General features: G+C 65.5%; 16 protein-coding genes and 1 pseudogene. 14 read left to right on the top strand and 3 right to left on the bottom strand.

Annotated elements, in window-relative coordinates:
* Genes ACP7DD_RS07590 through ACP7DD_RS07560 form a run of 7 tightly spaced genes read left to right on the top strand, consistent with a single transcriptional unit; the run spans position 1 to position 6,954 of the window.
* Complete coding sequence (locus ACP7DD_RS07590; RefSeq protein WP_426174110.1) at positions 1–453, top strand: chemotaxis protein CheW; 453 nt, start codon at positions 1–3, stop codon at positions 451–453.
* Positions 450–1,664 (top strand): CheR family methyltransferase, encoded by a 1,215-nt coding sequence (locus ACP7DD_RS07585; RefSeq protein ID WP_426174108.1) that lies wholly within the window; start codon positions 450–452, stop codon positions 1,662–1,664. Before ACP7DD_RS07590 ends, ACP7DD_RS07585 begins: the two co-directional genes overlap by 4 nt.
* The gene (locus tag ACP7DD_RS07580) at positions 1,661–2,338 is read left to right on the top strand and encodes a chemotaxis protein CheW (protein ID WP_426174107.1); all 678 of its coding nucleotides are present in this window, start codon (positions 1,661–1,663) and stop codon (positions 2,336–2,338) included. Before ACP7DD_RS07585 ends, ACP7DD_RS07580 begins: the two co-directional genes overlap by 4 nt.
* Positions 2,335–4,572, top strand: a complete 2,238-nt coding sequence (locus ACP7DD_RS07575) for a hybrid sensor histidine kinase/response regulator (RefSeq protein ID WP_426174106.1) — start codon at positions 2,335–2,337, stop codon at positions 4,570–4,572. Before ACP7DD_RS07580 ends, ACP7DD_RS07575 begins: the two co-directional genes overlap by 4 nt.
* Positions 4,569–5,579 carry a chemotaxis-specific protein-glutamate methyltransferase CheB gene (gene cheB / locus ACP7DD_RS07570; protein WP_426174105.1) on the top strand — a complete coding sequence of 337 codons (1,011 nt, stop codon included), beginning with the start codon at positions 4,569–4,571 and terminating at the stop codon, positions 5,577–5,579. Before ACP7DD_RS07575 ends, cheB begins: the two co-directional genes overlap by 4 nt.
* A gap of 35 nt (positions 5,580–5,614) precedes the next feature.
* Positions 5,615–6,646, top strand: coding sequence for a diguanylate cyclase (locus ACP7DD_RS07565; protein WP_426174104.1), 1,032 nt, complete (start codon positions 5,615–5,617; stop codon positions 6,644–6,646).
* Entirely contained in the window at positions 6,643–6,954 is a 312-nt protein-coding gene (locus ACP7DD_RS07560; protein WP_426174103.1) for a pyrimidine/purine nucleoside phosphorylase, read from the top strand. The genes ACP7DD_RS07565 and ACP7DD_RS07560 overlap by 4 nt, the downstream gene beginning before the upstream one ends.
* A gap of 20 nt (positions 6,955–6,974) precedes the next feature.
* On the opposite strand, the gene murB is transcribed toward ACP7DD_RS07560, so the two are convergent.
* On the bottom strand, positions 6,975–8,003 hold the full coding sequence (murB, locus tag ACP7DD_RS07555) for a UDP-N-acetylmuramate dehydrogenase (RefSeq protein WP_426174102.1): 1,029 nt from the start codon (positions 8,001–8,003) through the stop codon (positions 6,975–6,977).
* A 136-nt stretch (positions 8,004–8,139) separates the two neighbouring features.
* Between murB and ACP7DD_RS07550 the strand changes: the two genes are divergently transcribed.
* The 7 genes from ACP7DD_RS07550 to ACP7DD_RS07520 all read left to right on the top strand — a co-directional run bounded on the left by ACP7DD_RS07550 (position 8,140) and on the right by ACP7DD_RS07520 (position 17,390).
* Positions 8,140–8,625, top strand: coding sequence for a YajQ family cyclic di-GMP-binding protein (locus tag ACP7DD_RS07550; protein WP_426174101.1), 486 nt, complete (start codon positions 8,140–8,142; stop codon positions 8,623–8,625).
* 201 nt (positions 8,626–8,826) lie between these two features.
* On the top strand, positions 8,827–10,089 hold the full coding sequence (locus tag ACP7DD_RS07545) for a nitronate monooxygenase (RefSeq protein ID WP_426174100.1): 1,263 nt from the start codon (positions 8,827–8,829) through the stop codon (positions 10,087–10,089).
* 143 nt (positions 10,090–10,232) lie between these two features.
* Positions 10,233–12,626, top strand: coding sequence for a sensor domain-containing protein (locus ACP7DD_RS07540; protein ID WP_426174099.1), 2,394 nt, complete (start codon positions 10,233–10,235; stop codon positions 12,624–12,626).
* A gap of 180 nt (positions 12,627–12,806) precedes the next feature.
* On the top strand, positions 12,807–14,042 hold the full coding sequence (locus tag ACP7DD_RS07535) for a sensor histidine kinase (RefSeq protein ID WP_426174098.1): 1,236 nt from the start codon (positions 12,807–12,809) through the stop codon (positions 14,040–14,042).
* A 70-nt stretch (positions 14,043–14,112) separates the two neighbouring features.
* The gene (locus ACP7DD_RS07530; protein WP_426174097.1) at positions 14,113–14,880 is read left to right on the top strand and encodes a LytR/AlgR family response regulator transcription factor; all 768 of its coding nucleotides are present in this window, start codon (positions 14,113–14,115) and stop codon (positions 14,878–14,880) included.
* Positions 14,881–15,083: 203 nt separating this feature from the next.
* Positions 15,084–16,238 (top strand): ATP-binding protein, encoded by a 1,155-nt coding sequence (locus ACP7DD_RS07525; RefSeq protein WP_426174096.1) that lies wholly within the window; start codon positions 15,084–15,086, stop codon positions 16,236–16,238.
* Positions 16,239–16,376: 138 nt separating this feature from the next.
* Complete coding sequence (locus tag ACP7DD_RS07520) at positions 16,377–17,390, top strand: porin (RefSeq protein WP_426174095.1); 1,014 nt, start codon at positions 16,377–16,379, stop codon at positions 17,388–17,390.
* A 67-nt stretch (positions 17,391–17,457) separates the two neighbouring features.
* Here the strand turns inward: ACP7DD_RS07520 and ACP7DD_RS07515 are convergent.
* Both ACP7DD_RS07515 and ACP7DD_RS07510 read right to left on the bottom strand, forming a co-directional pair.
* A pseudogene (locus ACP7DD_RS07515) lies at positions 17,458–18,114 on the bottom strand (class I SAM-dependent methyltransferase); the annotation flags it as partial.
* A 10-nt stretch (positions 18,115–18,124) separates the two neighbouring features.
* Positions 18,125–19,066, bottom strand: coding sequence for a CysB family HTH-type transcriptional regulator (locus ACP7DD_RS07510; RefSeq protein ID WP_426174094.1), 942 nt, complete (start codon positions 19,064–19,066; stop codon positions 18,125–18,127).
* Positions 19,067–19,090: the final 24 nt, after the last annotated feature.

Genomic DNA, 19,090 nt, shown 5'->3' with positions numbered 1-19,090 from the left:
ATGAAAGTGCTGGTGTTTTCGATCGGGCCTGACCGCTACTGCTTGCGCCTGGGCGCGATCGCGCGCGTGCTGCCGGCGCTCGAACTGAAGCACCTGCCGCTGGCGCCCTGGTTCGTCGCCGGCCTGATGGACCTGCACGGCGCGCCGGTGCCGGTGATCGACCTGTCGCGCCTGGCCGGCATGGCGCCCGAGCAGGTCTGGTTCGACACCCGCATCATCCTGGTCGACTATCCGCTCGGCGGTGGCGCCACGCGCCAGCTTGGCCTGCTGGCCGAACACGTGATCGGCATCGAAACGCTCGACGACAACGCGCTGGCCGACAGTGGCGTCAAGGCCGCGCCCTTCCTCGGCCAGGTGGCGCCGGGCACCGGCGCCATGCTGCAGCTGGTCGACATCGAGCGCCTGCTCGCGCCCGAGGTCAGCGCGCAGCTGTTCCAGGAAACGCCGGCATGAACGCGCGCGAACTGCTGCAGCGCGCCAGTGGCCTCGACCTGAGCGAGCACGTGGTCGAGCGCGCGCTGCGCGAACGCATGGCCCGCTGCGGCATATCCGACAGCTCCGCATACCTGCAGCAGCTCTCGCCGGCCGAACTGGCGGCGCTGATCGAACTGGTGGTGGTGCCCGAATCGTGGATGTTCCGCGACTCCTGCGCGTTCAGCGCCGCCACTGCCTTCGTGCAGCAGCAGCTCGCCGCGCAGCCGGGCCGCGTCATGCGCATCCTGTCGGTGCCGTGCGCCGGCGGCGAGGAGCCGTACTCAATGGCGATGGCGCTGTGCGACGCCGGCGTACACGCCGGCGCCTACCGCATCGAAGCGGCCGACCTGTCGATGGTGGCGGTCGAACGCGCGCGCGCCGGGCGCTACACGCGCAACGCCTTTCGCGGCGCCGACCTGGCTTTCCGCGAACGCTACTTCAGCCGCCGCGGCGACGAATACCAGATCAGCGACGAGCTGCGCGCGCAGGTGACCTTCTCGCAGGCCAACCTTCTCGCGTTCGACAGCGCCAGCGCGGCCGGCCGCTACGACGTCGTCTTCTGCCGCAACCTGCTGATCTATTTCGACGACCCGACCACCACCGCCGCCATCGCGGTGCTTGGCACACTGCTGGCCGACGACGGCATGCTGTTCGCCGGCTACGCCGAAGTGCCGGCGTTCTGCCGCAACGGTTTTGCGCCGCTGCGCCTGCCCGGCGCGTTCGCGCTGCAAAAGGCCGGCGCCACGCCGGCGCCGGTCGCCAAACCGTGCGCCGCCGCGGCGACACCGGCGCCACGCAAGGCAGCGAAGGCGCCGGCGGCCGGCGCTGCCAGGGCGGCGCCCGCGCTGGCGCCGGTAGCGCTCGACTGCGCCAGCCTGCTGGCCGACGCGCGCCGCCAGGCCGACCGCGGCCACTATCGGGAGGCGATTGCATCGTGCCATGCGCTGCTGGCGGCCGACCCGAACTCGGCCGGCGCCTACTTCCTGCTAGGGGTGATCAGCGCATCCCAGCACAACAGCGACGCGGCCGACGACTACTGGCGCCGCTGCGTCTACCTGCAGCCGGACCACTACGACGCGCTGTGCCACCTGGCCCTGCTGGCCGAACAGACCGGCGACGCCGCGCAGGCCGGCGTATTTCGCCAGCGCGCCGCGCGCTTGTTCGAACGCCGCGCGGGGCAAAGCCGATGAATCAACCGATGAACACGCCGGCGATCGACGATTGCTGGAACCGCATCGGCGTCAGCGGCGACCAGAGTTGCGCCCGGCTCGCGCAGCACGTCCACTGCCGCAACTGCGACGTCTATTCCGCCGCCGCCCAGCGCAACCTGCAGCGCCCGATCGACGCCGCTTACCGGCGCGAGTGGGCCGGCCACTTCCGCGAAAAGGCCGATCAGCGCGCCACGCTCGACCAGTCGGCGCTGGTGTTTCGCATCGGCCGCGAGTGGCTGGCATTGCCGACCCGCGCCGTCGGTTCGGTCGCCCCGCTCGCCACCGGCCACCGCCTGCCGCACCGCGCCGCGCCAGGCCTGCTCGGCGTCGTCAGCGTCGGCGGCAAGCTAACTGCGCTGATGTCGCTCGGCGCCATGCTCGGCATCGACGAACACGATACGCCGGCGGCGAGCGGGCGCCACGTGTTCGCCCGCCTGCTGGTGATGCAATGGGAAGGCCGCTCGTTCGCGCTGCCGGTGGCCGACCTGCACGGCATCGAGCGCTACGCGCAAGGGGCCCTGGCGGCGCCGGCGGCGACCATCAACAAGGGACTGCACCGCTTTTTGACGGGCGTGATGGCGAAAGGCGAGATGCGCATCGGCGTGCTCGATGAGGCGCTGATCGGCCACCAGCTGGCGAGGTTGCTGCGATGAGCATGGACCAGGACGACCTCAGCGCCTTCTCGATGATGGACCTGTTCCGCATGGAAGCGGACGGTCAGGCGCGCATCCTGACCGACGCCCTGCTGGCGATCGAGCGCGGCGCCTACGACGACGCTACCACCGAGTCGCTGATGCGCGCGGCCCATTCGATCAAGGGCGCCGCGGCCATCGTCGGCCTCGACGTCGTGGTGCAACTGGCGCACCGCATGGAAGACGCCTTCGTCGCCGCGCAAAGCGGCAGCTTGCAGCTGTCGCCGGCCCGCATCGACGTGCTATTGGCCGCGGTCGACCTGATCGTGCAGTGCGCCACCCTCGCCGAAGACGCCGTTGCCGGCTGGCTGGGCCAGAATGCGGCGCGCATCAGCGCCACGATGGAGTCGATCGCGCAGGTCGCGGTACTGCACGACACCCCTGCCGCGCAGCCGGCAGCGCCGCTCGAGCCGGCGCCGGCACAGCCAGCGCCGGCGGCCGAGGCCGCGCCGCAGGGGCCGCGCGCGCCTGTGCAGAACTTCGACCAGCTGCTGGCACTGGCGAGCGAAACGCGCATCAACGCCCACCAGCTGCAGCCGACGATGGCGTCGCTGCAGCGCTTCAAGCGCAACCAGTCCAGCCTGTTCCAGTCGATCGAGCAGCTGCATGAGGCGCTGGTGCGCAGCGCCGACCCGGCGCTGGTCGAAAAATCGGCGCTGGCGCTGCAGAAGACCCACGCGCTCAAGCAGTTCCTGCACGACCACATGGCCGACCTGGACGGCTACGAGCGGCGCGTGCTGAGCGTGTCGAACAACCTGATCGACGAAGTGCTGGCGCTGCGCATGCGCCCTTTCCGCGACGGCGTGCATGCGTTTGCGCGCATGGTGCGCGACCTGGCGCGCAGCCTGGGCAAGGAAGCGCAACTGACCATCACCGGCGAAGACACGCTGGTCGACCGCGACATCCTGGCCAATATCGAAGGCCCGCTCAACCACATGCTGCGCAACGCGGTCGACCACGGTCTCGAGAGCGCCGACGAGCGGCGCGCCGCCGGCAAGCCGGCCGCCGGCGCCGTTCGGCTTGAAGCGCGCCACCGCAATGGCATGCTGTCGATCGTCATCAGCGACGACGGCCGCGGCGTCGACCTCGAACGCATCCGCGACGCCGTCGTGCGGCGCAAGCTGGCCAGCGCGCCGATGGCGGCGGCGATGTCGAAAGCCGAACTGATGGAGTTCCTGTTCCTGCCCGCCTTCAGCCTGAAGGAAACGGCCAGCGCCATTTCCGGCCGTGGCGTCGGCCTCGACATCGTGCAGCAGGCGGTGCGCGCGCAGAACGGCAACGTGCGCATCGACTCCGAACCCGGCCACGGCTTTCGTACCTCGATCACGCTGCCGCTGACGCAGTCGATCGTGCGCGCGCTGGTCATCGACATCCAGGGCGAGGCGTACGCGATCCCGATCGTCAAGGTCGAGCGGGTGCTCAAACTGGCGCAGTCGCAGCTGCACACGCTCGAGAGCAAGCAGTTCTTCGACTACAACGGCGAGCATCTCGGCCTGGTGTCGGCCGCGCAGGTGCTCGAACTGGGCCAGATGGCCCCTGGCGTGAGCGAACTGGCGGTGGTGGTGATCGGCGTCGGTGGTTCGGCCAACCAGCGCTACGCGCTGGTGGTAGACGCCATCCGCGGCGAGCAAAGCCTGGCGGTGCAGCCGCTCGAGCCGCTGTTCGGCAAGCTGCGCGACGTCGCCGCCGCCGCCCTGCTCGACGACGGCGCACCGGTGTTGATCCTCGATTGCGCCGACCTGCTGCTGTCGATCGAGAAGCTGCTCAGCGAAGGCGCGCTGCACCAGATGTCGCAGGGCGCGCACGAACAGCGCGAGGCCAAGCGCATCCTGGTGGTCGACGATTCGCTGACGGTGCGCGAGATGGAGCGCAAGCTGCTGCTCGGGCGCGGCTACCAGGTCGACATCGCCATCGACGGCATCGACGGCTGGAACGTGGTGCGCGGCGGCGACTACGACCTGGTCGTCACCGACGTCGACATGCCGCGCATGGACGGCGTCGAGCTGGTCGGCCTGATCCGCAAGGACCCGCGCCTGCACAAGCTGCCGGTGATGATCGTGTCGTACAAGGACCGGCCGGAAGACCGCGCGCGCGGCATGGCCGCCGGCGCCGACTACTACCTGACCAAGGGCAGCTTCCACGACGAGACGCTGCTCGACGCGGTGCTCGACCTGATCGGCGAGGCCGGCGCATGAAGATCGGCATCGCCAACGACGTCGCCATGGCGGCCGAGGCGCTGCGGCGCGCGGTCGTGGCCGGCCGCGGGCACGAGGTGCTGTGGGTGGCGCGCAACGGCAAGGAAGCGGTCCGCCTGTGCGCCGAGAACCGGCCCGACCTGGTGCTGATGGACCTGAACATGCCGGAACTGGACGGCGTTGAGGCCACGCGCCAGATCATGCAGGCCTCGCCCTGCGCGATCCTGATCGTCACCGCGCGCCCGCAAGACAATGTCAGCCAGGTGTTTCGCGCGCTCGGCGCCGGTGCGCTCGACGTCACCGCCACACCGGAGCTGAGCGCGGCCGGTGGCGACACCGCCCTGCTGGCCAAGATCAAGACCATCGGCAAGCTGATTCGCGTCAGCGCCGGCGACCAGGCGCCATCGCCGGCGCCCCCCATCGCCGGCGCTGCCATCCGCCACCTGCTGGCGATCGGCGCCTCCACCGGCGGACCGGGTGCGATCGCCAAGGTGCTGGCCGGCTGGACCCCGGCGAATGGCACCGCCATCGTCGTGGTGCAGCACATCGACGCCAACTTCGCCGGCCACTTCGCCAAGTGGCTCGGCGAGCAGATCGCCATGCCGGTGCGCGCCATCGACGACGGCGACGCGCTGGAGGCCGGCGTGGTGCTGGTGGCGCGCACCAACGACCACCTGACCTTGTCGCCGCGCCACCGGCTGCATTACGACGCCGATCCGCTCGACTACGCCTACCGGCCGTCGGTCGACGTGTTCTTCCGCTGCGTGGCGGCGCACTGGACGCAGGACGCCACCGGCGTGCTGCTGACCGGCATGGGCCGCGACGGCGCCAGCGGCCTGCTGGCGATGCGCCATGCCGGCAAGGCGACCATTGCCCAGGACCAGGCCAGCAGCGCCGTCTACGGCATGCCGCGGGCGGCGGCCGAACTCGATGCGGCGGAACGAATAATGTCACTAGAAAACATTTCGACTGCGTTGCGCAGTAAAATTGGCATGCGTCAACCGTAACGATGTCCCGTTTACATGATCACGAAAGTAACAAAATGTCCGATGTCATCGCCGCGAGCACCTTTGAAGACCAGGGCGTTACCCAATTCAAAGTACGCGTGCTGCTGGTCGACGACCAGTTGATCATCGTCGAGGCGGTGCGCCGCATGCTGAGCGACCAGAGCGACATCGAATTTCATTACGTCACCGACGCCGCGGACGCCGCCGCCACTGCCCTGCAGCTGCAGCCGACCGTGATCCTGCAGGACCTGGTGATGCCCAACTCGGACGGCTTCACCCTGATCCGCGGCTACCGCGACGATCCGGCCCTGCGGCATGTGCCCGTCATCGTGCTGTCGGCCAAGGACGACGCCAAGCTGAAGGCGCACAGCTTTTCCGTCGGCGCCAACGATTACGTCGTCAAGCTGCCCGACCGGCTCGAACTGCTCGCGCGCATCCGCTACCACTCGGCCGCCTACATTTCGCGCCTGCAGCGCGACGAAGCGTTCCAGTTCCTGCGCGCCAGCCAGAAAAATCTGGCCGACGCCAACATCGAACTGCAAAAGCTGGCCGCGCTCGACAGCCTGACCGGCATCGCCAACCGTCGCCGCTTCGACGAAGTGATGCGCTCGGAGTGGCAGCGCGGCAAGCGCGACCAGAAGCCGCTGTCGTTGCTGATGTGCGACATCGACTGCTTCAAGGTCTACAACGACAGCTTCGGCCACCTGGCCGGCGACCTGTGCCTGAAAAAGGCGGCGGCGGTGCTGACCGAACACCTGTTGCGCCCGGCCGACGTTGCCGCGCGCTACGGCGGCGAAGAGTTCGCCATTGTGCTGCCAGATACCGGCCTCGAGGGCGCGCTGCTGATCGCCAACGCCTGCCGTTCCCACATCGAGCAGCTGGCGATCGACAACCCGCAGTCGCCAAAAGGCATCATCACCATGTCGATCGGCGTGGCCAGCATCGTGCCGTCGAAAGACGGCTCCGCCGAGGGCCTGGTCGCGCGCGCCGACAAGGCCCTTTACAGCGCCAAGAACGACGGCCGCAACCAGGTCATCGTCGCTCCGGCACCAGAGGAAAAACCATGAGCACACTCGACAACGTCAGCGTCACCGCCAACGCCAACATCTATTTCGACGGCAAATGCGTGTCGCACACGGTCGTGTGCGCCGATGGCAGCCGCAAGTCGGTCGGCGTCATCTTCCCGTCGACCTTGACGTTTAGCACCGGGGCGCCGGAAATCATGGAAATCGCCGCCGGCCGTTGCCGCGTGCGCTTGCCGGGCGCGTCCGGCTGGCAGGAGTTTGGCGCCGGCCAGCAGTTCGCCGTCGCCGCCACTGCCTCGTTCGACATCGAGACGCTCGACACGCTCAGCTACATCTGCCACTTCGGCTAAAAAAAAGCTGGCGTTCTCGGCTAGACGAACACCGGTTCGGCTTCCAGCGTGACGCCATAGCGGGCGGCAACGTCGGCGCGGATCGCGTTGGCCAGCGCCAGCACTTCCGCCCCGGTGGCGCCGCCGTTGTTGACCAGCACCAGCGCCTGCTTCGGATAGACGCCGGCCGCGCCCAGGCTCCTGCCCTTCCAGCCGCACTGGTCGATGAGCCAGCCGGCGGCCAGCTTTTCGCTGCCGTCGGCCTGCGCGTGATGCACCAGCGCCGGAAACGCCGCCAGCAACTGCTGGCAGCGCGCGCTGGAGACGACCGGATTCTTGAAGAAGCTGCCGGCGTTGCCGATGACGGCCGGATCGGGCAGCTTGCGGCGCCGGATCGCCACCACCGTCTCGCTGATGCCCTGCGCGCTCGGCGCCGCCGTGCCGGCCTGCACCACCGCCTGCGCCAGTTCGGCATAGCGCAGGTTCGGCGCCCAGGCGGTCGGCAGCGCGAAGGTGACGTCGACGATGACCAGGCCGGCGCCATCGGCGTGCTTGAAGATGCTGTCGCGGTAGCCGAAGCGGCACGCCGCCGCGTCCATGCTGCGCAACTGGCCGCTGGCGATGTCGTACACCGTCACGGCATCGAACACGTCTTTCAGTTCGACGCCGTAGGCGCCGATGTTCTGGATCGGCGAGGCGCCCACCGTGCCGGGGATCAGCGACATGTTTTCCAGGCCGCCGAGCCCTTGCGCCAGCGTCCACTGCACGAAACCGTGCCAGTTTTCGCCGGCCGCGGCGCGCACCAGCGTGTGGCCGCCGCGCTCGCCGAGCACCTCGCGCCCTTCGATGGCCATGTGCAGCACGACGCCGTCGAAGTCGCCCGTCAGCAATATATTGCTGCCACCGCCCAGCAGCAGTCGCGGCATGCCCGCCAGCGCCGGATCGGCCAGCGCGGCAGACAGTTCAGCCACGCTATGGATGCGCAGGTAGCGGCGTGCGCGCGCGTCGATGCCGAAGGTGTTGCAGGATTTGAGGGAAAAATCGTGGGCAATAGCGAGGTCTGGGAGCATGGCGGTGTCGTAGTTTCGACGATTATAATTGGAAACGATGCCTGAACCGCTAAAAAAGCGCCCGGCGCAACGGGCTGCGGCCCGGTTGTCCGTTAAACTATCGCCATTCATAATCTGCAAGAAAAAGGAATTTACCATGCCCTCGTTTGATGTCGTCTCCGAAGCAGACATGATTGAAGTGAAGAACGCGGTCGAGCAGTCCAACAAGGAAATCACCACCCGTTTCGATTTCAAGGGCAGCTCCGCCAAGGTCGAGCAGAAGGACAACGAGCTGACCGCGTTCGCCGACGCCGACTTCCAGCTCGAACAGGTGCGCGACGTGCTGACCAACAAGCTGGCCAAGCGCAAGGTCGACGTGCGCTTCCTCGACCCGGGCAAGATCGAAAAGATCGGCGGCGACAAGGTCAAACAAGTCATCAAGATCAAGAATGGCATCGAAAGCGACGACGCCAAGAAGATCGTGCGCGTCATCAAGGACAGCAAGATGAAGGTCCAGGCCAGCATCCAGGGCGAAGCGGTGCGCGTCACCGGCGCCAAGCGCGACGACCTGCAGGCCGCGATGGCCATGCTGCGCAAGGACGTGCCGGACATGCCGCTCGAGTTCAACAACTTCCGCGACTGATTCGACCCGCGCGAGCCGGCCTCGAGCAGGGACAGTCCATCGGGGTCAGACCTGGGTCTGACCCCGATGGACGGCTCGCACGCCGTTCGCAGCCCGGAAACCCAAACGCGCTTAGGGTAGAATTGAGGGGTGCGCAAACTCGTCCGTTCAGCGCGGTAGTAGAAAACAGTCATCTTGGTCGGTAGTAGTTTAAGGATTGCAATGAAATGTGTTGATGATTTCCGCCTGCGTCTAGGCAATAAGGAATATGTGCCAATCATGATCGGCGGCATGGGCGTCGATATCTCGACCTCCGAGCTGGCGCTGGAAGTGTGCCGCCTGGGCGGAATCGGCCATATTTCCGATGCAATGGTGCAAGACGTTTCCGACCGCAAGTTCGACACGAGCTTCGTCAAGGAAAAAACCAAGACCTACAAGTTCAACATCAACAACATGGACAAGGCAGTCGTCCAGTTCGACCTGGCGCGCCTGGCCGAGGCGACGATGCTGCACGTCGGCAAGACCATGGAAGCGAAGCGTGGCGATGGCCTCATCTTCGTCAACTGCATGGAAAAGCTGACGATGAATTCGCCGAAGGAAACCTTGCGCACGCGCCTGGTTGCTGCGCTCGACGCCGGCGTCGACGGCATCACCATGTCGGCCGGCCTGCACCTCGGTTCGTTCGCGCTGATCGCCGACCACCCGCGCTTTCGCGACGCCAAGCTCGGCATCATCGTGTCGTCGGTGCGCGCGCTGCAACTATTCCTGCGCAAGGTAGCCAAGCTCGACCGTCTGCCTGACTACGTCATCGTCGAAGGCCCGTTGGCCGGCGGCCACCTTGGCTTCGGCCTCGACTGGGCCGAATTCGACCTGCACACCATCATGGACGAGGTGCACGCCTTCATGCGCGCCGAAAACCTGCAGATTCCGGTGATTGCGGCCGGCGGCGTGTTCACCGGGTCCGATGCGGTCGGCTTCCTCGAAAAAGGCGCCGGCGCCGTCCAGGTGGCGACCCGTTTCACCATCACCCACGAATGCGGCCTGCCCGACAGCGTCAAGCAGGAATACGTACGCGCGACCGAGGACGACATCATCGTCAACGGCATTTCGCCGACCGGCTATCCGATGCGCATGCTCAAGAGCACGCCGGCAATTGGTTCCGGCATCCGTCCTGGCTGCGAATCCTACGGCTACCTGCTCGATGCCACCGGCAACTGTTCGTACATCAACTCGTACAACCGCGAAGTGCTGGCCAACCCGGACACGAAGACGGTCGTGGTGATGGACAAGACCTGCCTGTGCACGCACATGCGCAACTTCAACTGCTGGACCTGCGGCCATTACACCTACCGGCTGAAGGACACGACCCACAAGCTCGCTGACAGCAAGTACCAGATCCTGTCGGCCGAGCACGTGTTCAAGGACTACCAGTTCAGCAAGGACAACCAGATCGCGTTGCCCGAGCGTGAAGAAGTCGCCGCCTAAGCGGCCGCTGCGATGAAAAAGCCACGGCACGCCGTGGTTTTTTTTTCGCGCCAGCCGCTCGGGTGAGCCGTGCAGGAACGAATCTCTACTTCGCCTGTCCAACTAGTTCCTAGCGAGAACGCAACAAGAAACCGAAGGACCCCATGCTTGCCAGCGCGCCGACGACCCGCGCCGCGTTCCTGATCAACGACGCGGGCGCCATCGTGACCTGGAACCAGGGCTGTGAAGACCTGTTTGGCATCGGCGCGGCCGACATCGCCAACCACGCCGCGCAGTCGCTGCTCACCGAAGCGAGCGGCGCCTCGTTCGCACGCCACCTCGCCTCACTGAACGGCGCCTGCGAACCGCTTGCCATCGACGTCGAACTGGCCGCCGCCGATGGCGCCGTCCGCCAGGCCGAAGTGACCCTTGCGCCGCAACAAGGTCCCGACGGCGCAGCGACCGCCTGTGTCGCCATGTTCACCCTGCAGCGCCACAGCAGCGAAGGCGAACTGATCAGCAGCATGCCGCTGCACTCGATCATCAACGTCCTGCCGGGCACCTTTTATGTGCTGCGCGAGGACTCCACTTTTGCTTTGTGGAACAGAACACTCGAAACCGTCACCGGCTTTTCCACCGAAAAGATGCACACAGCGCACGCCGGCGACATGTTCGACCTGACCGAAAGAGCCATGATCGCCGGCAAGGTCCGCCAGGTGTTTGAGCGCGGCGAGCAAGTTTTTATCGAGGCGAACCTGCTCGACAAGGACGGCAAGGGCACGCCCTACCTGCTCACCGGCGCACGCATCGAATGCAAGGGCACGCATTACCTGTGCGGCATGGGACTCGACATCTCGGTGCGCCACCAGCAGGAGCAGCAGCTGCGCCTGCGCGAGCGCGCGCTGCACGCCGCCAGCAACGGCATCGTCATCACCCGCTGCAGCGGCCGCGACAATCCGATCGAATACGTCAACCCCGCTTTCGAGCGCATCACCGGCTATCGGCTCGACGAAGCGATCGGCCGCGATTCGCGCTTCATGGCCGCGCCGGGCATGGATTCGGAAGCGCGCCTGCTGCTGCGTCGCGCCATCGACGAGCGCCGCGAAGTCAACGTCACGTTCCGCAACCAGCGCAAGGACGGCGTGCTGTTCTGGAACGACCTGACCATCACCCCGGTCGCCGACGAGAAAGGCCGCATCACCCATTTCATCGGCGTCATCAACGACATCACCGCACTCAAGCAGCGCACCGCCCTGCTCGAGCACGAAGTGCACCATGACGCGCTGACCGGCCTGGCCAACCGCACACTGCTGTGGGACCGGCTCGACCAGGCGATCCATATGGCCCAGCGCAACAAGACGCTGGTGGCCACCGTGCTGATGGACCTGAACGGCTTCAAGAAAATCAACGACACGCTCGGCCATGAAGCCGGCGACGAAGTGCTCACCGTCGTCGCCAACCGGCTGCTGTCGTCGGTGCGCGACAGCGATACCGTGGCGCGCCTGTCGGGCGACGAGTTCGTGCTGGTGCTGGTCAACCAGCCGTCGCTGCGCTTCACCTTGCGCATGGTCGAGCGCTTGCGCAGCTGCATGTCCCGGCCAGTCGTGTTCGGCCCGCATCAAATCGCCGTCGGCGCGGCGATCGGCGTCAGCGTCTACCCGCACGACGGCGCCACCGCCTTCGAGCTGGTGCGCGCGGCCGACGTGGCGATGTACCACGCCAAGGCCACCCGCCAGAACGAGGTCCATTTCTTTTCGCAGGAGATGAAATCGACCAGCGAAGCGAAGCACCGCTTCGAGGATGGCATGCGCGCCGCGGTCGACAGGAACGAACTGTTCCTGGTGTTCCAGCCAAAAATTTCGCTGCGCACGGGACACATCAGTGGCTTCGAGGCGTTCCTGCGCTGGAACCATCCAGAGAAAGGCGTGCTGCTGCCACCGTCGTTCCTGCCCGACGCGGAAGAGAACGGCATGATCGTCCCGTTTGGCAACGTCGTCCTGCAGCACACCTGCGCATTCCTGCAGCGCCTCGGCAAGGCCGGCTTCGGCCAGCTGCCGGTGTCGATCAATGTGTCGCAACGCGAATACGCGCGCGGCCGCTATGTCGACCAGGTGGCCGATACGCTGGCGCGCTTCGGCATTGCGCCGTCCAGCCTTGACGTTGAAGTGCGCGAGGAAGGCCTGGTCACCAACCACCTGCGCGGCGCCGAAATGCTGGCGCAACTGAGCGAGCTGGGCGTTCTGCGCTCGGTCGACGCGTTCGGCAACGGCTTGTCTGACCTGAACTATTTGCAGAAGTTGCCGTTATCGCACGTCAAGCTGGCGAAAGTGGCGGTCCACCAGATTTGCGCCGAAACGCACTGCGGCATTATCGCCAAGAGCCTGATCGACATTGGCCACAACATGAACCTGACCGTGATTGCCGAATGCGTCGAAACGCGCGCGCAGATGAATTTCCTCAAATCGAACAACTGCGACGCAATGCAGGGCATCTATTACAAGGAGCCGCTCAGCGCCGACGCCGCCGAACAACTGCTGCGCGCCTGCGCCGCGGCCTGATGCAATCCACCCCGCCAATCGTGCAGGCTGTCGCAAACGACGCCCGCCGCCGCGTCGCTTCGCATACAGTTGCATCATCCCAACAGTGCTGACGGCGTCGGGATGCATTTTTAGCAGCACGCGGCGGCGCTAGCAGTTACACTCGCGATGCACTAATCTTCGACGCTCACGGACCACCCAATGCAAGCTAGGCGCCTCACTCCCCGCACTTTCACCAGCATCCTCGGCTGGCTGTACCGCGTTTTCGACGCCACGGCCACCTGGGTCAGCCAGCTGTCGTGGTGGAAGTTCTTCTTTTTTGCCGTCGTCGCGCTGATCGCCGGCAAGATCCTGCAGGACGAACTGTTTTCCGCCGGCGGCGAGGAAGTTGTCGTGCGCTCCGACCACAAGGCCAACAGCAAGGAAGACAGCAACATCCTGATCGACGAGAGCGGCATCCGGTTCAGCTCGCGCGCAAAGGGCAAGGCCACGGTCGAGCCGCCCACCGATGCCGAGCTGCCGGTACCGCCGGCAACGCCCGCCAGGCCGGTGCCGCCGGTGCGCGCCGGCAGCGGCGAAGTCCACATTCCGCTGCCGCCGCAGATCGGCGAGGAGCTGTCGAACGCGATTGAGACGGCCGTCAACGAAGCGGCCGAAGCGAAGGTGACGCGCTACCACAAGCAGGCCTCGACCTGGTTCAACAGTTTCGTGTCGCTGCTGGTGCTGGCCTTGTTCGCCACCAAGGCGCTGGTCGGCGGCAAGAAGCGCGCCGAAGCGCTGACCCAGACCGCCAACGCCGCGGTCGAACGCGAATCGATGCAGCGCCAGCTGTCGGAAGCGAAGATGCAGATGATGCAGGCGCAGGTCGAGCCGCACTTCCTGTTCAACACGCTCGCCTCGGTCGAGCACCTGATCGAGACCGACCCGCCGCGCGCGGCGGCAATGCAGCGCAGCCTGATCCAGTACCTGCGCGCGGTGCTGCCGCAAATGCGCGACAACGTCGTCGTCACCAACCTCGGGCGCGAAGTCGACATGGTCAAGGCGTACCTGAGCCTGCTGAAGATGCGCATGGAAGAACGCCTGACGGTCGACCTGCGCATCCCCGACGACCTGCGCAGCGCCGCCTTCCCGCCGATGATGCTGCAGTCGATGGTCGAGAACGCGATCAAGCACGGCCTCGAGTGCAAACCGGAGGGCGGCACCTTGAAAATTTCCGCCGAAGCGGCCGGCAACAAGCTGCGCGTCATCGTCGCCGACGACGGCGTCGGCTTCGGCGTGGTGCCGAGCGATGGCACCGGCCTCGGCCTGCCGACCATCCGCGAACGGCTCAAGCTGCTCCATGGCGACCAGGGTCATCTGCACATCGCCGCCAACGCGCCAAGCGGCGTGATCGCCACCGTCGAAGTGCCGTACCAGACGTCGCAGCCGACCAGGTAGCCCACGTAACGATTGATTAAAGCGCCGATTCGTTGAATAATTGGCATTCACCTCACCAGCCCAACCGACTATGCCAACTGCAATTATTGCCGACGACGAAAGATTGATGCGCGACCAGCTGCGTATGCGCCTGAACCAGGTATGGCCCGAACTGGAAGTTGTCGGCGAAGCCAAGAATGGCGAAGAGGCTGTTGAGCTCGTCACCCGGCTCAAACCCGACCTGACCTTCCTCGACATCCGCATGCCTGGCATCACCGGCATGGAAGCGGCGCGCCAGATCGGCGGCCAGAGCAACATCGTCTTCGTCACCGCCTACGACCAGTACGCGGTCGAAGCGTTCGAGCGCGGCGCGGTCGATTACGTGCTCAAGCCGCCCGAGCAGGAGCGCTTGCAATTGACTGTCGACCGCCTCAAGGAGCGCCTCGCCAAGCCGAAGGCTGCCGCGGTGGTCAGCGACAGTGTCACGCAGATGCTGTCGCAGCTGGCAGAAAAGATGGCCGCGCCCAAGCCGGCCTACCTGCAATGGATCCAGGCCAGCATCGGCCAGGACCTGCGCATGATTCCGGTGGAAGACATCCTGTTCTTCCGCTCCGACGAAAAATACACCTGCGTGCAGACCGAGCGTTTCGAAGCCTTGATCAGGAAGCCCGTGCGCGACCTGGCTGAGGAGCTCGATCCGTCGCTGTTCTGGCAGATCCACCGCGCCACGCTGGTCAACGTCAACGCCATCGAAGGCGTCACGCGCGACATCCGCGGCCGCCACCTGGTGCTCATCAAGGGCAAGTCCGACAAGCTCGAAGTGAGCCGCAGCTTCCTGCACCTGTTCAAGCAGATGTAGGGTGTCCGCAGGTGCGACCCCGGCGTCGTTGGCGCCAACTACACCGGGGCCTCGGCGTCCCCGTCATCCCCTGAACGGAACAATCGGGGACTCGGCGTCCCCGTCTGACCGCTCGGTTTGCGCGCCCGCAAGGACCAAATCCCACCGCGCCGTAAGGTAACCGCCGGGCCCGCATCCGCGAGCCATCACCGGCAAGCCCGCCAATGTTTGAACTCATCAAGTCACTGTTTCGCTTCCCCGGCCCGGCCATGCTGCTGCTCGGCCTGGCCGCCGGCAGCACGCTGGCGCGCCGCCGCCGCACGACCCGCCGCGCCCATGAGCACGGCGACCAGATCATCGCGCACGCCAGCGACGCCATCATCTCCACCGACGCCGACAACGCCATCCTGATGGCAAACCCGTCGGCGGCGGCGATGTTCGCCAGCACCGTCGAGGCCATGCAGGGCAGCCCGCTGTCGCGCTTCATCACGCCGCAGCCAAGCGTGGGCGACGGCGGCGTCGCCTATTTCGGCGATGGCGGCCGCGTCGGCCGGCGCGCCACCGATTACGCCGTCAGCGGCATTCGCAGCGGCGGCAAAATTTTCCCGCTGGAAGGCTCGGTGTCGACCGTGGTGGAAGGCGCCACGCCGATCCACACCATCATCGTGCGCGACGTCTCCGGTCGCCACCAGGTGCAGGACAAGCTGACCCGCTCGCACGCCCAGCTGCGCCAGCTGTCGGCCGCGCTGCAGACCATCCGCGAAGAAGAACGCACCCACATCGCGCGCGAGCTGCACGACGACCTCGGCCAGTTGCTCGCCGCGCTGCGCATGGACCTGTCGCTGCTGCAGCAACAGGAAAGCGGCGACGCCGCCACGCGCCTGATCCGCGGCATGGAGCAGAACCTGCTCACCGCCATCACCTCGCTGCGCCGCATCGCCACCAACTTGCGCCCGCGCTCGCTCGACGAGGGCGGCCTGTTCTTCGCGCTGCAAGGCCTGCGCGACGATTTCGTCGAACGCTACGGCATTGCCTGCACGCTATACGCCGACGAAGCCGAACTGCGCCTCGGCAACGTGGCCAGCACGGCGATCTTTCGCATCGTGCAGGAGGCGCTGACCAATATCGCCCGCCACGCCTACGCCAGCAACGTCACCATCACGCTGTACCGCGTCGACGGCGAAGTGCTGCTGACGGTGCGCGACGACGGCCGCGGCATCGCCGCCGCCGACATGGAAAAGGCCCAGTCGCTCGGCCTGGTCGGCATGCGCGAACGCGTGTGGGCGATGGATGGCGACATCACCATCAGTTCAGACGAGCCACCCGGCACCCGCATCGACATCGTGCTGCCATTGCCGAAGCCGCACGAGCACGCCTGAGCCGCCGGCCGAATTTCCCTGTTGTCTCCAAATTGCCGCGTGTCATCAAGTTGACATATGGGTTCGATAAGATCCCGGTCGATCATGAGTATTCATCGTCAACCAACCATCTTGTTGCTTTACATTCTGGAGATCTACATGCAATTCAAACGTCTGGCAGTTGCCCTCATCGTGTCCGCGCCAATGCTGGCCGCAGCGCAATCGAACGTCGCGGTATACGGCACCATGGACGCCGCCGTCGGAGTCCAGGACACCGGCGCGACTGGCGAAAAAAGCCAAACGGTCATCAACTCCGGCAACCAGTCGAGCAGCCGCATCGGCTTTCGCGGTACGGAAGACCTCGGCAACGGCCTGAAAGCGCTGTTCAACGTCGAAGCCGGCCTCGCGCTCGACACCGGCATCGGCGACTCGGCCCTGTTCGGCCGCCGCTCGGTGGTCGGCCTGCAAGGCGCCTTCGGCACCGTCACCGTCGGCCGCGAATACACGCCCATTTCGTTCATCGCCGCCGGCTCGGACATCTTCGGCCAGGGCTTCTACGGCAGCAACCTGTCGGCGTTCAACGCCAACCGCCTGACCCGCCGCGTCAGCAACTCGGTCAACTACAAGACGAACCAGATGAGCGGCTTCACCGGCAGCGCAAGCTTCAGCGCAGGCGAACGCAGCGTCGAGCCTTCGGGCGACCTGATGGGGGTAGCGATCGAATATGCCAACGGCGCGCTGTTCCTCGGCGCCGGCTACCAGGTGCTCGAGCGCCTGGCCACCGGCGACGACAAGGAATACGCGTTCGGCGCCGGCTACAAGTTCGGCAACTTCGAAGTCAAGGGCAACTTCCTGGTCGGCGACCAGGTCGGCAACAACAACAAGTTCGAGCAAGCCAACATTGGCGCGGCGATGACGTTCGGCGCCGGCAAGGCCTTCGTCAACGTGCAGCAGAACAAGTTCGAAAACGGCGCCAAGGGCAACGGCTTCGCGATCGCCTACAGCTACTCGCTGTCGAAGCGCACCAACGTGTACACCAGCTACGCGTCGATGCGCAACAACGGCCTGGCCACCTTCGGCCTGAACTCGTCGAGCACCAACGTCACGCCGGTTGCTACCGCACTGGGCGCCGATCCGACCGCCTTCACGGTCGGCGTGCGCCACACGTTCTAAGCAAGCAAGAAAAAAGGCTGGCCACTGGCCAGCCTTTTTTCATTTCCGTCCGCTTAACTTTCGTCCTTTACTTCAGGCGGCAGGTCAGCAACCAGTAATACTCGCGCCGCGTGATGCGGATCTCGCGCACCGACGACGCCAGCTTCTTGCGCAGCGCGCTGTCGGACGGATACGTCTTCGGCATTTCATAACGCTCGCCATCCGGCGCCACGCGGATATGGTAGGTGTTGCCTTCCAGGTCGGTGCGGGCGACCGTCTCGCTGCTGCCTTCCACATACACATCATCGAGCAGCACCAGCACCACATCGCCGACCTTGCTGCGCACGTGCGCGAGAAACTTTTCCTGCTGCTCTCGCTTGACGTGCGACCACCAGAAGCCGATGAAGACGGCGGTATAGCTGCCGATGTCGTCCGGCAGGTTCCAGGCGTCGGCGACGCGAAACTGCACCTTGTCGGCCGGCAGCGCGCGCAGGTTCGCCAGCGCGATCATTTCCGGGTTGATGTCGGTCGCTACCACCGAGTCGGCACTGCCGGCAATGATGCTGGTCCAGTAGCCGGTGCCGCAGGCAAGTTCCAGCACCACGTGGCCGCGCAACGCCTCGGCAACGTCGGTGCGCATGGCGGCCAGGTCGGCCTGGCGCTCGGGCTTGTCGTACACCAGGTCATGGCTGGAAGCGCTGTTGGCGTAAAACTGTGCGGATTGTTCAGTAATCATGGCTTTTCTATTTAATGCTTTACAGCTCGTAGGTTTCTTTCGCGCCGCTCATCGCCGACTCGACCATTTTGCGGTTCAAGGTCGGCGCCAGCAGCTCGATGAAGGTATAGATATAACTGCGCAGGTAGGCGCCCTGCTTGACCGCCACGCGCGACACGTTCATGCCGAACAGGTGGCCGACCGGAATCGCGCGCAGGTTCTTGTCGCGCTCGGGATCGAACGCCATCCCCGCTATGATACCAATGCCCATGCCAAGTTCGACATAAGTCTTGATGACGTCGGCGTCGATTGCCTCGAGCAGCACGTCCGGCTTCAGCGCGCGCAGGCCGAACGCATGGTCGATCTTGTTGCGCCCGGCGAACGCGGTGTCGTACGTAATCAGCGGATAAGTGGCGATTTCTTCGAGCGACACCGCTTTCGAGCGCAGCAGCGGATGGTCGGGCGGCACCACCACCACGTGCTCCCATTGGTAGCACGGCAACGTGATCAGGCCGTCGATGCCGGCGATCGATTCGGTGGCGATCGCCAGGTCGGCCTGGTCGCCCTTGACCATTTCGGCGATCTGGCGCGGATTTCCTTGCAGTAAAGACAAGCGCACCTTCGGATAGCGCAGCATGAACGCCTGCACCACCTTCGGCAAGATGTAGCGCGCCTGGGTGTGCGTGGTGGCAATGGTGAAGCTGCCGCTGTCCTGCGCCGCGTATTCCTTGCCGATGCGCTTTAAGCTTTCGATCTCCTGCATGATCAGCTCGACCGACTGCAATACCAGTCGGCCCGGCTCGGTCAGCCCGCGGATCCGCTTGCCGTGCCTTGTAAATATATCAACACCGAGTTCTTCCTCCAGCTCAATAATGGCTTTCGATACCCCCGGCTGCGACGTAAACAAGGCCTTGGCCGCGTCGGTCAGGTTGTAATTCTGGCGTACCGCTTCGCGCACGAAGCGCAGTTGGTGGAGGTTCATTGGGTGGTCTTCGGAGAATTTGTC

The sequence above is a fragment of the Massilia sp. TWR1-2-2 genome (assembly GCF_049897565.1).
In the GTDB taxonomy this organism is placed as follows: domain Bacteria; phylum Pseudomonadota; class Gammaproteobacteria; order Burkholderiales; family Burkholderiaceae_D; genus JAFCUW01.
Note: the sequence above shows the minus strand (reverse complement) of the source record. Positions and strands in the feature narration are given on the sequence as shown.

Bases quoted from the DNA above. Each gene is read 5' to 3' on its own strand.
- ACP7DD_RS07590 (WP_426174110.1), top strand. From the start codon at position 1: ATGAAAGTGCTGGTGTTTTCGATCGGGCCTGACCGCTACTGCTTGCGC.
- ACP7DD_RS07585 (WP_426174108.1), top strand. From the start codon at position 450: ATGAACGCGCGCGAACTGCTGCAGCGCGCCAGTGGCCTCGACCTGAGC.
- ACP7DD_RS07580 (WP_426174107.1), top strand. From the start codon at position 1,661: ATGAATCAACCGATGAACACGCCGGCGATCGACGATTGCTGGAACCGC.
- ACP7DD_RS07575 (WP_426174106.1), top strand. From the start codon at position 2,335: ATGAGCATGGACCAGGACGACCTCAGCGCCTTCTCGATGATGGACCTG.
- cheB (WP_426174105.1), top strand. From the start codon at position 4,569: ATGAAGATCGGCATCGCCAACGACGTCGCCATGGCGGCCGAGGCGCTG.
- ACP7DD_RS07565 (WP_426174104.1), top strand. From the start codon at position 5,615: ATGTCCGATGTCATCGCCGCGAGCACCTTTGAAGACCAGGGCGTTACC.
- ACP7DD_RS07560 (WP_426174103.1), top strand. From the start codon at position 6,643: ATGAGCACACTCGACAACGTCAGCGTCACCGCCAACGCCAACATCTAT.
- murB (WP_426174102.1), bottom strand. From the start codon at position 8,003: ATGCTCCCAGACCTCGCTATTGCCCACGATTTTTCCCTCAAATCCTGC.
- ACP7DD_RS07550 (WP_426174101.1), top strand. From the start codon at position 8,140: ATGCCCTCGTTTGATGTCGTCTCCGAAGCAGACATGATTGAAGTGAAG.
- ACP7DD_RS07545 (WP_426174100.1), top strand. From the start codon at position 8,827: ATGAAATGTGTTGATGATTTCCGCCTGCGTCTAGGCAATAAGGAATAT.
- ACP7DD_RS07540 (WP_426174099.1), top strand. From the start codon at position 10,233: ATGCTTGCCAGCGCGCCGACGACCCGCGCCGCGTTCCTGATCAACGAC.
- ACP7DD_RS07535 (WP_426174098.1), top strand. From the start codon at position 12,807: ATGCAAGCTAGGCGCCTCACTCCCCGCACTTTCACCAGCATCCTCGGC.
- ACP7DD_RS07530 (WP_426174097.1), top strand. From the start codon at position 14,113: ATGCCAACTGCAATTATTGCCGACGACGAAAGATTGATGCGCGACCAG.
- ACP7DD_RS07525 (WP_426174096.1), top strand. From the start codon at position 15,084: ATGTTTGAACTCATCAAGTCACTGTTTCGCTTCCCCGGCCCGGCCATG.
- ACP7DD_RS07520 (WP_426174095.1), top strand. From the start codon at position 16,377: ATGCAATTCAAACGTCTGGCAGTTGCCCTCATCGTGTCCGCGCCAATG.
- ACP7DD_RS07510 (WP_426174094.1), bottom strand. From the start codon at position 19,066: ATGAACCTCCACCAACTGCGCTTCGTGCGCGAAGCGGTACGCCAGAAT.